The sequence below is a fragment of the Mucilaginibacter sp. CAU 1740 genome, from assembly GCF_039839285.1.
Classification (GTDB): domain Bacteria; phylum Bacteroidota; class Bacteroidia; order Sphingobacteriales; family Sphingobacteriaceae; genus Mucilaginibacter.
Genome location: NZ_JBDOQS010000002.1, coordinates 789,695 through 804,371, shown reverse-complemented (window position 1 = coordinate 804,371; position 14,677 = coordinate 789,695). Strand labels below are relative to the sequence as shown.

Genomic DNA, 14,677 nt, shown 5'->3' with positions numbered 1-14,677 from the left:
GATATTTACTCAGATAATTCCGCTTTAAGGTTAGATCATTATTGATGTTCCGCATAATTGAATTAACGTTTTTTATTGCTTGTTAATTCTGTTACCGAATTATCTAACCTTTACAGCAATGACGTGGTTGAGATGATTTTGCAATCTAAAATATCTTCCCAGGGTTCAATATCCCGTTAGGATCAAAAACGCTCTTTATACCCTTCCAAAGGGCAAAGTGAACGTCGGTATATTTTATTGGCATAAATTGCTTTTGCACCAGGCCAATGCCATGCTCGCCAGAGAGCGTTCCGCCTAACGATACCGTTAATTCAAATATTTCGCGGATACCAAACTTAAGTTTATCATTCCAGTCTTCATCGCTCATGTTGGCTTTGATGATATTTACGTGCAGGTTGCCATCACCGGCATGACCATAGCATACCGATCCGAAGCCGTATTTGGCACCGGTTTCCTTAATGCCTTTAATTAACCCGGGCAATGCGGCTCGTGGTACTACGGTATCTTCCTCTTTATAAACCGAGTTTGATTTAACCGACACAGCCATGGTACGCCTTAAGCGCCATAGCTCATCCTTTTGCGCCGAAGAATCTGCAAAAAGTACGTCGCGGCAATCAAACTCCTCCAGTACGGTGTTTATCTTTTCACAATCAGCAAAAATTACATCCTGATTAGTGCCATCAACCTCAATCAATAAAAACGCTTCAATACCATCCTGCAGGTCAAATGCAATATCATCATGTTCTTTTACCCATTCCACACCTTTCCGCTCCATAAACTCCAATGCCGATGGTATTACACCCGCCCTGAATATAGCCGAAACCGCAGCGCAGGCCAATTCATTACTTGGAAATGAAGCCAGCATCAGCGCATCCAGCGTTGGTGCCGGGATAAGCTTCACTACTATTTTAGTAACAATCCCCAACGTACCTTCCGATCCTATCATTAGCTGGGTTAAATTATAGCCCGAAGCGTATTTAAGTGTATTAGCGCCCGTCCAGATGATCTCGCCCGACGTTAATACTACCTGCAGATTAAGCACATACTCGCGGATAGTGCCATATTTAACCACCCTTGGCCCACCCGAACCGTGCGACACGTTGCCTCCTATAAAGCAGCTGCCCTTACTGGCCGGATCAACCGGGTAAAGCAAGCCTTTGGCGGCAACCTGGTTCATAAATTCCTCGGTAACTACGCCGGGTTCAACAGTAGCCTGTAGGTTTTGCTCATCAATTTCAAGCACCTTATTAAAGCGCTCCATCGCAATCAATAAGCCACCCTTAATAGGTAGGGCTCCACCGCTTAATCCGGTACCAGCACCGCGGGGCGTTACCGGGATCATATTTTCGTTACAGAGTTTCAGCAATGCCGAAACCTGCTCAGGTGTTTGCGGCTTAACCACTACCTCGGGATAGTATACTAAGTCTTCAGTTTCGTCGTGACTATATTTTTCGAGATTCTCCTGGCCGGTTAAAACAGCATCCTCCCCTGCAATACTTTTTATAGCATTTAATAACTGCCCGCTTATTTTATTATACTCCATGATCAGGCCTTTTTATAATTGATTATAACGGCCGAGTGGGCCACTTTACCACTCAGTGGCGGCGTAAGCTTTTTAATAACCACTTCAACTGTTTCAACAAAAGGGTATTTCTTTTTTATTCGATCGATAACTGCCTGCCCAACCGTTTCTATCAGCTTACGCGGGTGTTTCATCTCTTCGCACACTATAATATACACGCGTTCATAGTCAACTGTTTTACTCAGGTTATCCTCCAGCAGATCGCCGGGCGGGATAAAACCTACATTAACATCAACTAAAAAACGGCAACCTATTTTTTGTTCTTCGGGATAGAATCCATGATACGCGAAAAATTCCGCGCCTTGTAAGGCTATATTGATCATGTGCCAAATGTAAATAACACAGGCTAATTAAGGCCGGGATGGAAAGAAAAAGTTTTAAACAGAAAGATCGATACTCAAATTTCCTTATCCATTACAATCAGCTCTATATGTTGTTTAGCATCGCCAAACCTACCGTGGGCATGAAAAGGTTGCACCTCGCCGGTTGGTGTGTAGCCCCGGCGTTTGTACCAGGCAATCAGTTCAAAACGCGTGCTGATCACTGTCATAGTTAGTGTACGACAATCATATTTACGGGCGTAAACTTCGGCTTCTTCTATCAGTTTCCTTCCAACACCCTGGTTTTGAAGCAATGGTGATACGCTGAACATACCAACATATAATTTAGGATGCTTTACCTCCAGATATACGCAGCCAGTTATATAGCCATCATCGTCGGTATGCTTCAGGATGATCACATTTTCATCGTGCATGTAGGCCGTAAGCATATCCTCATCAATGCGGGCACCTCCTATCAAATTAGCTTCTGTAGTCCAGCCTTGTTTGGAGCTTTCTCCACGATAAGCGCTGTTTACTAAAACGTTCAATTCGGGCACGTCGGCAAGGGTGGCCGGGGTTATTATAGCGGGCATGATATCGAAATTTAAGGATGGCAAATGTAATATTTACCTCAGGCAAATTGTATTAAATAACAATTTTAAAACTTGTGCCTGCTCCTAATTCGCTTTTTACGGTTATATGCCCGTTCAACCTATCAATAAACTCCCGCACCAGCAATAAACCTAATCCACTACCCTTTTCATTATTAGTTCCGAGAGTTGATTTATGATCTTCTTTAGCGCCGCTTAAAATACTTACAGCACGCGCGGCCGACATCCCAACGCCAGTATCGGCAATTTCAATTACCATGTGCGCGTCGAGCCTGGTCATGTTAACAGTAATGAAACCATTCAGGGTGTATTTATTGGCGTTACTTACCAGGTTTCGCAATATAAACTCAACCGCCTGCATGTCCGAGTTTACAAGCGTTTCGATGAACACATTATTAACCAGCGTATTATTCTTATTGTGGGCGTTTATTGACTCGGAACTAAAAACGGTTTCTACCAGTTCGTGCAGGTTAAAATCGGTATAGTTAAAACGCGCGAATTTGATCTGTAGTTCGCCCCAACGCACTACATTATCAACCATACCAAGCGTACTATCCAGCTGATCGGATACCATATCTATCATCTCGGCAGCATCAACAGCACTCAGGATGTCAGACTGTTTAAAACCGATAATTGATTTGATAGAAGCCAGCGGGTTACGAACATCATGCGCCAGGATGCTGATCACGGTTTTCTGCGTTTCAGACAGGTAATGCAGCCGTTTATTTTTAGTGCGGAGTTCGGCAATTTTGATCACGTTATCGGCCAGTACTTTTAATCCGAATTTCTGTCGCTCGGTTAATTGCCGCGGGGTACTGTCAATTACACAAAGCGTACCTAAACGATTACCACTACCCGTTATGAGCGGCATACCTGCGTAAAAACGGATAGCCGGAGATTCCGTCACCATTGGATTATCGCTAAAGCGGTCATCTTGCGTAGCATCGGGAATTTCAAATAATTGATCCTGCAAAATAGCGTGACTGCAAAAAGATATGTCGCGATCGGTTTGAAGTGTATCAATGCCAACCCTTGCTTTAAACCATTGGCGGTTGGCATCAACCAGGCTGATCAATGAGATGGGCATATCACATAACGAGGAGGCAAATTTAACTATATCGTTAAATTCATCTTCCTGTGGCGAATCCAGTAAACCTGTGCGGTACAGATCTTGCAACCGGGATTCTTCATTTTCGGGCAGCCGCGCTTGTATCATTACTTAACAACAATAAAATCAATCAAATAAACCAGCGGCAGATGCGGAATAAAGATGCATAAAATTTATGCTATACCCATAATTATGTACCTGAAAACAGGTAGTTTTTTTACTCCAAAAGCCTCTATTTTAAACACTTTAAACAATAGTTAAATCATATAACATCGGGGATTTTTTATTACAATCTTGGAGAATTTTTTGCTACCACGTAACTGTCATTTGACATTAAAAAAACTATCGCTTTAAAACCAAGCCGTATATTTATTAGTTTATAACACATCTGTTTATATTGAACCTACCATGGCTTTTATAGATTACTACAAAGTATTAGAGCTTGATAAAAACGCGACCGAAAAGGATATCAAAAACGCCTATCGAAAACTGGCCCGCAAATACCATCCTGACCTTAACCCCAACGATGAGGAAGCCAATAAAAAATTCCAGCAGCTTAACGAAGCCAACGAAGTTTTGAGCGACCCGGAAAAGCGCAAGAAATACGATAAATACGGCGAAAACTGGCAACACGGCGAAGCTTATGAACAACAGGCACGCCAGCAAGCTAATAACCAGGGCAGTGGCTCTGGTGGCTACGGAGGCTTTAGCGGCGCACAGGGTTTTGGCGATGACGAAAGCTTTGGCGGTGCCGATTTTTCGGATTTTTTTCAATCGATGTTTGGCGGCGGCTCGGGAGGGACACGTGGCGGCAGACAGGCAAAATATCGTGGGCAGGATTTAAATGCTTCGTTTACGCTTAACCTAAGGGATACTTTAGAAACGCATAAACAAACCCTTACGGTTAACGGCAAAAACATCCGCATCACTATCCCCGCAGGTATCGAGAACGGGCAAACCATTAAGATTGCAGGACATGGCTCAGCAGGCGTAAACGGCGGCCCGGCAGGCGATCTGTTCATCAAGTTTAACATCACCCCTGATGCTGATTTTAAACGCGACGGAAATAATCTTTACGCTATCTTAAAATTGGATATCTATACAGCCGTTTTAGGAGGCGAAGTAACCGCTGATACCTTAACCGGCAAAGTAAAATTGAAAGTTAAACCCGAAACGCAAAACGGCAGCAAGGTTAAACTAAAAGGCAAAGGTATGCCCGTTTACAAAAAAGAAGGTGAATTTGGCGACCTATACCTTACCTACGATATCCAAACGCCCACCAACCTCACCGATAAGCAAAGAGAACTGTTTGAAGAACTGGCTAAATCCTCAACCTAAATTAAAAGCACCATGAAAACAGCAGAATTAATAGCAGCAAACGACTTTTGTGTGTACCACAATATTGAATACACTTTTATCACTTCGTTGCACGAGGCAGGCCTGGTTGAGGTTACCATAATTAACGAAACCGTTTTTATTCCCCAAACCGAACTGCAAAAGCTGGAGCGGTTGATCAACCTGCATCAATTGGATATTAATATAGCGGGGATTGAAGCGATATCACATTTGTTAAGCCGGGTTGAGAAATTGCAGGAGGAGTTGAGGTATTTGAATAACAGGTTGAGTTTGTATGAGTGATGACATAATTCATGTTTACAACGCCAACAACAATGCGATGCTACTCAATATGTCATTGCTTCGTGCCTGCCCATGACACAATTAAAAAGTGGGTCATGCTGAGCCTGTCGAAGCATGGTGGGTAGGCCTCTGCGCGCGACTCTTCGACAAGCTCAGATTGACAGGCCCGCCCGCCAAATGTCGTATACTCCTTCAGAGGCCTCAGCTTTTATTACTACCCATGACATATCAGATATATAGACTATCAGCAAAGAGGCGGTTACACCAAATACTTATTCATCATTCTCTCCCCAACAATATTAGCCTCATCAATAACCGATTCAGGATATCCCATTGATTTAAGAATGGCAATGGCATTAGTGCTCTTCAACAAGCCTTGTTTCAGGATATAATCAAACACCAGCACCCGGCCATCTTTCGAATCGGAGAAGGAATAAACTACAAAATCTTCATCAAGTAACTCGGCCAGTTCAAGATCGTGGGTAGAAACGAAAACGAAGTTCTCGTTGGCGGTTATGTATGATAGTACCGATTTTGCTGCCGCGATACGTTCGATAGTATTTGTACCTCTGAAAATTTCATCAATAATTACCAGGCTTTTGATGGTTTCCTTTTGCGCGCTGTGATCAATAATATTTAAAATGGCAGAAGCCTGCGCCTGGAAATAGCTTTTTTGCTCGTCGATATTATCGGCAGTTTTAATGCTGGTCTGGATTTTTAATACAGGTGCACTGTATGCTTTTGAACAGCTGGTAAATATGGTTTGAGAGAGCAATGTATTTAATCCAAGAGCTTTGATAAACGTGGTTTTACCCGACATATTTGAACCCGTAATCAGCGCTCCTTTATCAGCATTGGTGGTGTACAAGGAATTAGGGACACAATTGGCTACTAAAGGGTGGAACAACTCGCTAACTTCCAGTTTCCCGTCAATACCGGTAAACTCCGGTTTGCTGCAAAAAGGCAAACCATCCCTTACCGATTGTATGGAGATCAAAGCATCGGCCTGCCCAACAAATTTGTAAACCTCTTTAATATCTTCCCTGTATTTGGCAATATGTTTTAGCGACGATGAATAAACAAAAGGATCAACCAAAAACAACACTTTAAACAACTGAAAAGCGGCGTAACTGATATCACTGTCGCTGGTTACCAGGTTACTTTCCAGGTTAACAAGTGCAAGCGCGCGTTTAAGGCCGGTAAGGTTGATCAGGTTTTGTTTTATAGCCTCGCCCTGGTTAAACTTTCCGCTCTTCACCAAAGTAACCGCCACTTTGTGCATAACCAGTAATTGCGGCAACGAATTGGTATAGGATGATATTTTTTTCCGGCTTGTAAAATGAATAACGAGGTTATAGGTAAACAGCAATACCAATAAAATAAAGCTGAATATATTAGGTATAACGAGCAGCGAAACAAAAGCAGCCAATATCAAAAACGGAGAAACCTTGATGTAGGTATTCATTACCGATTGAAACTCCGGCTCATGAGTTTTCAGAAAAAGATCGGCTATATGATAAGCGCTGTTATTGTTTAATCGTGATAATTCAACCTCCAGCCTTTCGCGGGCGGGGATATCGAGGTTAAGATCTTCAATGGCGTTATCCAGATCGTGCAGGGCATCTGTATCCGTAAGCGGATGGTGCAGCAGGTTATATAAATATTGCTTGCCCGGTTTACTGTTTGTACGGTCGATGTAGTTGAATATACTATTCAGATCGAGATCGTTTGCTGTTTGAGTAGATAGCTTATTTTTGGCTTCGCTGGCATCGAGGTAACTTTTTATAAGATCAAAATTTCGGCGGGTATTAACCGGTCTCCCCCATTTACCCTGAATTTTTACAAGTCTTTTTTTTGCCCAATTCAACTTACCATAATACGACCTGATAAAAAACACGCCAATTATAATAGCAGCAATTATTACACAAACGATGAAGTAATACATGCATAAAAATATAAAAATTTAATTAAACCAAAATATTTATCAACCGTCATACTTGTACAATTCAGTTAAACAGTGACTAAATTTTAAAGCCATGAAATTGATCAGATTTTCGATAATAGCGTTTGTGATGATGATGTCAGTCCAGTTTGCAAACGCGCAAAGTGTAAGTATAAGCGCCCATTTTGGCCGCCCGTATTATAGGGTAGTGTATAGAGAAGGATATTATGGCCGTCCGGTATATTACGGTCGTCCTTATTATCGTGCCCGTTATTATGATCGCCCGGTTTATTACCATAGATATTATAGGGCACATCATTATTACAGACATTGGTAATAAAGCTAAAAGCAGAATGCTTAAAGCTTTGACAATAATTAAATAAGGAAGCCTCCCTCAATGGGAGGCTTCCTTATTTAATCGTGATCGGCTGCGTCTTTAGCCATATCAATAATTACGTTATCCAACCTTTCCAACTCGACTATCATATACTCAAGCGCTTCGGCATCTGCCGGATTATCTTTGAGCATGGAGGCGAGCCCCTTTAAATTAGCAACAGGGCTGCGTATAAAATGTGATTGTTTCCATACCATGCTTTTGATACTGGCTATATGATCATGAATACGTTGATAGGCAACCTTTAAATCGTTCTCAGCATTTTTCCTTTCGGTAATATCATAAAGCGCCACCATTAAGCCCAGTATCTTTCCAGCATTATCTTTTATCGGGAACTGGCGAACATAATACCAATAATTTGATCCATCGCGCTGAGGGTAGTTTAATTCATAACTGCTATCATGGCCATTCAGCACACGTTCGGTTAACTCTGCAAACTGCGGAAACCTATCCTTCGGGAAATAATCCGTTAATTTATCCCCATGCGTGGCGTCGTGATCATATTGTTGTTTTACAAAATCTTCGGCTTTATGATTGTAGGCCAAGACTTTTAATTCCCTATCGAACAAGGCATAAGCGGTATCTGTAGTATTTAAAATAGTTTGCAGGTTTGCCTCCGATTTTTGAAGTAATTCTTCCGCTCTTAGCTTTTGGGTAACGTCATTGGCAACAGATAAGCGAACGTTGCGCCCCTCCATAATAATATCTTGCGCAATGATCTCTACCTCAATAATTGTCCCGTCTTTTTTGCGATGCTTGGTAGTACCGGCATAGCCCGATTCGGGAATAGCCGCGCTATAACTTTGCTGCATTTTCTCCCATTCATCACTGGTACGCAGATCCCGCACATTCATTTTTAAAAATTCATCCTCACTATAACCGTAGTATTTAACCGCGGCTTCGTTAACGGCGATATTGTCAAGCGTATCCTTATCTACCATCCACATAGGCAGCGGGTTACTATCAAACAGCAGCTTATATTTTTGTTCGGAATACCGTAGTTCCTCCTCCATTTTTTTGCGCTCGGTAACATCCACCATCGAACCGATGATGGTAGGTTCATCATCCAGCTGCACCCTGGTACCGTAAAACTCAACCCAATTATTGCTTCCGTTTTTGCAAAGCCCCATTACCTCGTAGTTAACGCTTTCCATCTCGCCGGTTAGCCTGGCCCGCACATGTTCAAGGGTAACAGCTTTATACTGTTCGGCAATGATCAGATCAACCGAGGGCGCACTCGTCAACTCCGCGGGTTCATATCCAAATACCTTTGCAAAGCGCGGGTTAACATAAGTAAAACGCCCTTTTTGCACAACATAAACACCAAGTACCGATTTTTCGGCCAGCGTGCGGAACTTAAGTTCGGCTTCCTTTAAACCGGCTTCCATCAACTTGCGTTTGGTAATATCCCTCGCAATTACCAGTACACTTTCATCTGTAAAACGCTTTACATTCACTTCAACATCAAACACCTCCCCATTTTTTCGCATAAACCGCCTTTCGCGCATAACAGCTATGTAAAGATCGTCGGGGCCAAGCAGCACGGGATCAGTTTTTAAACTTTCAGGATCCAGAATTTGTTCAACTTTAAACTCAAGCAATTCTTCGCGGCTATAACCAGTCATCTTGCACATACTGGCATTTACTTCGGTAAAACGGCCTTCAAAATTAATTACGTATATAGCATCAGAAGCATGCTCAATGAGCAATCGATATTTCTTTTCGCTTTGCTCCAACCTGCCGGTTGTTTCGCGTAGTTTAGATGCCCGCTGTTCTATTTCTTCGTTAAGGGTATTATTAATAGATAGGATCCTGCTTTCGGCATCTATCTGCTTTTGATCAAGCCTACTGAGGATAATGAAAGCGATAACTGAGATAATGAAACACACCAACAGATCGGGCAGCAGATCGGTTATTAAATGGCTAAAAACAAGCATAGCAAGCAGGCTTACTACAATAACAAACTTGTTTTTATGGGGATACTTCATGCCAAAAAGCTCTTTAGTGATAATGCTACATAAATCGATTTTTTGTAGCAGCGGTGCAAGGTTTAGGCCTGCTGATTAAAGTTATTATTAAAACTTAACAAAACGAATTTTGTGTGTTTTATTTACACATAATTACCTCATTAACAACCCTTAGTTATCTTATTTTTTCAAGAAGTTATGTAAAGCTTGTTGTGTAAATTCTGATAATACCAAGGTGCCGCTAATGGCTGCTTTTTGAACAAGTAGTTCATCCCAATTTTCGGTGCCTTCCCAAAGGGTTTGTTTTAAAAGCCTGAGTGCTTCGGGATTATAGGATGCCAGTTTTTGAGCAAGCAGGTTTAAAGCATCATCAAGCGATGGGATATCATCATAAACATCATTATAAAGGCCTTTTTCTTTGGCCCAAATAGCGGTTTGAAAATCGGTTGCTTTGATGGTTAGATCAGAAAAAGCCGATATTCCAATTTTACGGATAACCGGCGGAGATATAACAAAGGGACCGATGCCTATGGTCAATTCGCTGAGTTTTATCGATGCGACACTTGTAGCCAAACAATAATCGGCCGCTGCGGCCAGACCTACACCACCTCCTACTGCTTTACCCTGCACCCTTGCTATAATTATTTTTGGCGATTTACGGCAGGCGTTGATCACGTTGGCAAAACCTTCAAAAAATTTAGCACCTGCTTCTTTATCCTTTATAGATATTAATTCGTCAAAGCTTGCACCGGCACAAAAAGTACGGTCGCCTTCGCTTTTCAGGATGATAACTTTGGTTTCAGCATCATTTCCGGCAGAAGATATTGCTTCCACAAGTTGCTTTAAAAGCAATGCAGGCATAGAGTTTTGTGCAGGGTGGTAAAAGCTAATGGCTGTTACCCCATCCGAATAGGTTGAAACAGATACATTTCCGTTTTCGGCTGTCATATGTTACGTTTTAAAAGATAGCGGCAGCCAATATCAGAAGTATTTGAGTGAGGTGCAATTTAAATTTAGGTTAAATCATTTCTTCAATACCGGCATCTCGAAATAAAAAGTAGCCCCTTTACCTAACTCGCTTTCCACTCCTATTTTTCCATTATGGTTGCTGATGATCTCGGCCGAAATATATAAGCCCATACCCAAACCACTGGCCATAAACTTCTTATCCTCAACGCGGTAAAACCGCTCAAAGATCCGGTCAATTTGCTCGGCAGATAAACCGATGCCAAAATCAGTTACCGATACCCGCGCTACATCGTTTACAACTTCGGCCTTGATGATAATCTTTTTATTATCGGTTGAATATTTAACCGAATTATTGATAAAATTCATGATCACCTGCTCAAGGCGTTCGGCGTTACCTTCAATATAAATTTCGCCCTGTGTTGTATTTGCAAACTCAAAGTCGTGATACATATGAGCCGCATTTTCGATAGATGAATTTACCAATTTAACCAAGTTAACCTCGCTTAGCATATATTCCAAGCGACCAGCCTGGATCTTACTTACATCCAAAAGATCATTAACCAGCCGTTGCAGTTTATTAAGCGCGCCACTGGCTTTCTCAACGTATTGTTTAATTTGCTGCGGAACCTCCTCGCGTTTATAAACACCCATTAATTGCAAATACCCCTTTAAGCTGGTTAATGGCGTTTTAAGCTCGTGACTTGCTATGCCAATAAATTCGTCTTTAAGATCGAGCTGTTTTTTTTGTTCTTCAATATCGGTAGCAGTGCCTACCCAAAATATGATCTCGCCGGTATCATCGCGCAGGGGTACTGCACGGTTAAGGTGCCAGCGGTAAGTATTGTCCCAACGGCGGTACCTGTTTTCTAATTCAAAAATTTTTCCGGTTTGTAAGGATGTGATATAGGCATCCAAAGTTTTTTGCAGATCATCAGGGTGCACAACCTGTTGCCAGCCCCAACCTGCTGTTTCGCCATAGCGCCTGCCGGTATAATCAAACCAACGCTGGTTATAAAAATCGACCTCTCCGCCGGGCAGGTTTGTCCAGGTCATTTGGGGGATATTGTTGGCCAACAATTTAAAATGCTCGCGACTGATGAGCAGATCAGCCGTGCGGATCCTGACAGTATCTTCCAATTGATTATTTAAACGCTCGGCCGCTTCCTGCGCGTCTTCCAACTGGTCATTTTTGACCTTCAGTTCCCATTCAGTTTCTTTTTGAACGGTCAGATCGGTAAGGATTAAACTCAAGGCTGTACCTTCATCCAGATCAAGCGTAGTACACGAAACAAGACAGGGTGTTAGCTTAAAATCACGACTGGTAAGCAGCATTTCGCCCTTGCAGTCGTTTTTCCAACCATCATTAATAAGTTCGTTAAATTTCCCGTGTGATACTTCAGGAACAAAAACACTGAACTTTAGTCCTATTACCTTTTCAAGCGGCTCATTCACCATAGTGGCAAAACGGGAATTGCTGTATAAAATGGTACCGTCGTGATTTAAAGTAACCGCCCCCTCGTTCATTTTTTCGATAAACACGCGATAGGTTTGATCGGCAGTTTTAAGGGTGTAAAGCTGGTGTTCATCGCCGTTTTTAACAATCAGCGCATCAATTTGTCCATGGCGGATAGCCTCGATGGTATCATTAGCTTCTTCTAACCTAAAACGAAGTTCCTCGTTTTCGGCCATTAGCTGTTGGTATGTTAGTTTATCCGTTTCCATGATCAATTATCCGTAGCAATGCCAAGTCCCCGTAATACCTTATCAATGTCCGACATGTCGCCTATCAGCCTGCGTTCCATCCCGGGCGCTTTTTTCACCAGCAAAGGCAGGGCTATGATCTGTTCTGTTTGCGCAATCGACGGTTGCTGATAAACATCTATAATTTCGAGCTCATAATTATCCTTCAAATACGTTTCACAAATATCTTTCAGATTAGTTATAGCCCGCGTTGAATTTGGCGAAGCGCCCGTAATAAACAGGCGCAGCCTATATAAATCGGCATCGCTGGCATCATTATCGTTTGAAGGCAATTGGTTTTGCTCTGTCATTTATATTTTAGTTAACGGGCCGTATATTTAACCCTACCAAAACTTTTTCTTCGTTTGATAGGTCCCCTATTATTTTGCGGATAGGCTCAGGTACTTTCCTTACCAGCGTTGGTATAGCAAAAATCTGGTCACCCTCGGCCAGTTGTGGTTGCACTAACAGGTCAATAACCTCAATAACGTATTGTCCTTTTAAATGTTCTTCGCAATATTTTTTAAGGTTGGTTAAAGCAGTAACAGATTTAGCTGTTTTGCCTGCTATGTATAACCTCAATTCATATTTTATAGCTTCAGTTTCCATTACTTTTTCTTTTTGGTTTTACCCTGCTGCTCCTCAACAGCACCACGGCGGATACTTGTTATCTCCTGCCTGTTTTTTTCGATGATCTCTTGCTTCAGCTCCTCTTCCAAGTACATTTTATTCAGTTCTTCTTCAGCCGATTCAAACTCAGCCTGAAGGCTCGAAATTTTCGCTTCAAGCATCATCCGCTTGCGCATAACCTCCCTATCTTTACGGGTTACGGCGAAGTCGCGTAAAGCAACGCCTGTTTTCTCCCGTAGTTTTTGGGCTTCACGTGCCGAACCTATCAATACGCCTTCCGGGCCAAGATAAACATCAACCAGGTCAAGCCCGTTATCGGTAATAATAAACTCGCGTACCTGGTTGGAATGCTTCATCCCGCGCGATTTCATGATATACATACCACGGTTACGTTCGCCGTTACTTTCAATATCCCGCACCAATAACCAAGCATCAACCAATGATGAAACGCCTTCGTCGGTCTGGTCGCTGATAACTGTATTAAGGGTTAGGGCGGTAAACATCACGGTAACCTGTTCTTCCTGTAAAAAGTCGATCAGCCTGATCAGCATCGATTTAACTTCACTTACCGAACCTACCGTGATCAGGTTAGTTATCGGATCAAGCACAACTGCCGATGGTTTAAACTTTTTGATGAGCTTATAAATAGCCACCAAATGCATCTCCAACCCATAAAGCGTAGGGCGCGAGGCATGGAACCGTAGCAAGCCCGAATCCACATGTTTTTGAAGATCAACATTAATGGATTTCATGTTACGGATGATTTGCTTAGGAGATTCTTCAAAGGCGAAGTAAAGGCATTTGCCTTTTTTATTACAAATCTCGTTAGCAAAATAAGCGGAGATACTTGTTTTACCGGTACCGGCTGTGCCTGATACCAAAACGCTGCTCCCTTTAAAAAAGCCTCTGCCCCCCAACATATGATCGAGCGCCGGGATGCCCGATGAGATCCTTTCAGATGAAACATCTTTCTCTAATCTTAACGATGTAACCGGCAAAACCGAAATCCCTTCTTCATCAATTAAAAAAGGATACTCGTTGGTACCGTGTTGCGAACCGCGGTATTTTACAATGCGGAGTCTGCGGGTAGAGATCTGGTTGATAACACGGTGATCTAACAATATCACACAATCAGACACGTACTCTTCCAATCCCTGGCGGGTTAAGGATGCACCATCCCCTCTTTCGCCGGTGATCACTGCGGTAACACCTTTTTCCTTTAAAAAACCAAACAGACGGCGTAGCTCGGCACGCAATATGGTTTGATTAGAAAGGCCTGAAAACAAATTTTCGAGCGTATCCAATACAACGCGTTTAGCACCAATGCTATCAATAGCGTAACCTAAACGGATAAACAAACCTTCAAGGTCATATTCGCCGGTTTCTTCAATTTCGCTGCGATCGATGTGCACGTGATCGAGCCTGATCAATTTATCGGCCTGCAATTTATTCAGGTCAAAACCCAGCGACGCCACGTTCATCGTCAGTTCGTCGGCTTTCTCTTCAAAAGCCATAAAAACCCCTGGTTCGTTAAATTCAATGGCCCCCCTGATTATAAACTCGAGCGACATGAGCGTTTTGCCACAGCCAGCCTCGCCGCATACCAGCGTAGGCCTGCCTTTAGGTAAACCACCCTCGGTTATTTCGTCCAGACCATTAATACCTGTTGGCGTTTTAGGTAACGACGGGTAATTAACAGGCTGTTGTTTTTTATGAGATTTAGTCATATAAACTATTATTTAATAAAAGTTGCGATATAATTAAATATCAGCAACA

14 protein-coding genes are annotated in these 14,677 nt (G+C 42.4%); 3 read left to right on the top strand and 11 right to left on the bottom strand.

Annotated elements, in window-relative coordinates; genetic code table 11:
• Positions 1 to 145: 145 nt before the first annotated feature.
• The 4 genes from AAFN85_RS07465 to AAFN85_RS07450 form a co-directional block, all read right to left on the bottom strand.
• Positions 146 to 1,543 carry an FAD-linked oxidase C-terminal domain-containing protein gene (locus tag AAFN85_RS07465; RefSeq protein ID WP_347526466.1) on the bottom strand — a complete coding sequence of 466 codons (1,398 nt, stop codon included), beginning with the start codon at positions 1,541 to 1,543 and terminating at the stop codon, positions 146 to 148.
• 2 nt (positions 1,544 to 1,545) lie between these two features.
• On the bottom strand, positions 1,546 to 1,905 hold the full coding sequence (gene folB, locus AAFN85_RS07460) for a dihydroneopterin aldolase (protein ID WP_347526465.1): 360 nt from the start codon (positions 1,903 to 1,905) through the stop codon (positions 1,546 to 1,548).
• A 74-nt stretch (positions 1,906 to 1,979) separates the two neighbouring features.
• A complete protein-coding gene (locus AAFN85_RS07455; RefSeq protein ID WP_347526464.1) occupies positions 1,980 to 2,495 on the bottom strand; it encodes a GNAT family N-acetyltransferase in 516 nt (171 codons plus the stop codon).
• A 52-nt stretch (positions 2,496 to 2,547) separates the two neighbouring features.
• Positions 2,548 to 3,729 (bottom strand): GAF domain-containing sensor histidine kinase, encoded by a 1,182-nt coding sequence (locus AAFN85_RS07450; protein ID WP_347526463.1) that lies wholly within the window; start codon positions 3,727 to 3,729, stop codon positions 2,548 to 2,550.
• Positions 3,730 to 4,029: 300 nt separating this feature from the next.
• Between AAFN85_RS07450 and AAFN85_RS07445 the strand changes: the two genes are divergently transcribed.
• Positions 4,030 to 4,959 (top strand): J domain-containing protein, encoded by a 930-nt coding sequence (locus AAFN85_RS07445; protein ID WP_347526462.1) that lies wholly within the window; start codon positions 4,030 to 4,032, stop codon positions 4,957 to 4,959.
• A gap of 12 nt (positions 4,960 to 4,971) precedes the next feature.
• On the top strand, positions 4,972 to 5,259 hold the full coding sequence (locus AAFN85_RS07440) for a chaperone modulator CbpM (protein WP_347526461.1): 288 nt from the start codon (positions 4,972 to 4,974) through the stop codon (positions 5,257 to 5,259).
• A gap of 259 nt (positions 5,260 to 5,518) precedes the next feature.
• Here AAFN85_RS07440 and AAFN85_RS07435 read toward each other — a convergent pair whose 3' ends face one another.
• A complete protein-coding gene (locus tag AAFN85_RS07435; RefSeq protein ID WP_347526460.1) occupies positions 5,519 to 7,204 on the bottom strand; it encodes a hypothetical protein in 1,686 nt (561 codons plus the stop codon).
• A 91-nt stretch (positions 7,205 to 7,295) separates the two neighbouring features.
• Here AAFN85_RS07435 and AAFN85_RS07430 point away from each other — a divergent pair, with 91 nt between their 5' ends.
• Positions 7,296 to 7,538, top strand: coding sequence for a hypothetical protein (locus tag AAFN85_RS07430; RefSeq protein ID WP_347526459.1), 243 nt, complete (start codon positions 7,296 to 7,298; stop codon positions 7,536 to 7,538).
• Positions 7,539 to 7,615: 77 nt separating this feature from the next.
• On the opposite strand, the gene AAFN85_RS07425 is transcribed toward AAFN85_RS07430, so the two are convergent.
• The 6 genes from AAFN85_RS07425 to kaiC form a co-directional block, all read right to left on the bottom strand.
• Positions 7,616 to 9,583, bottom strand: a complete 1,968-nt coding sequence (locus AAFN85_RS07425; RefSeq protein ID WP_347526458.1) for a PAS domain S-box protein — start codon at positions 9,581 to 9,583, stop codon at positions 7,616 to 7,618.
• Positions 9,584 to 9,742: 159 nt separating this feature from the next.
• Positions 9,743 to 10,510 carry an enoyl-CoA hydratase/isomerase family protein gene (locus AAFN85_RS07420; RefSeq protein ID WP_347526457.1) on the bottom strand — a complete coding sequence of 256 codons (768 nt, stop codon included), beginning with the start codon at positions 10,508 to 10,510 and terminating at the stop codon, positions 9,743 to 9,745.
• Between the two features lie 75 nt (positions 10,511 to 10,585).
• Complete coding sequence (locus AAFN85_RS07415) at positions 10,586 to 12,253, bottom strand: ATP-binding protein (RefSeq protein ID WP_347526456.1); 1,668 nt, start codon at positions 12,251 to 12,253, stop codon at positions 10,586 to 10,588.
• A gap of 2 nt (positions 12,254 to 12,255) precedes the next feature.
• Positions 12,256 to 12,582, bottom strand: coding sequence for a circadian clock KaiB family protein (locus tag AAFN85_RS07410; protein WP_347526454.1), 327 nt, complete (start codon positions 12,580 to 12,582; stop codon positions 12,256 to 12,258).
• A 7-nt stretch (positions 12,583 to 12,589) separates the two neighbouring features.
• Positions 12,590 to 12,880, bottom strand: coding sequence for a circadian clock KaiB family protein (locus AAFN85_RS07405; RefSeq protein ID WP_347526453.1), 291 nt, complete (start codon positions 12,878 to 12,880; stop codon positions 12,590 to 12,592).
• Positions 12,880 to 14,628: a circadian clock protein KaiC gene (gene kaiC, locus AAFN85_RS07400; RefSeq protein WP_347526452.1), complete on the bottom strand. Its 1,749-nt coding sequence runs from the start codon at positions 14,626 to 14,628 to the stop codon at positions 12,880 to 12,882. The genes AAFN85_RS07405 and kaiC overlap by 1 nt, the downstream gene beginning before the upstream one ends.
• Positions 14,629 to 14,677: the final 49 nt, after the last annotated feature.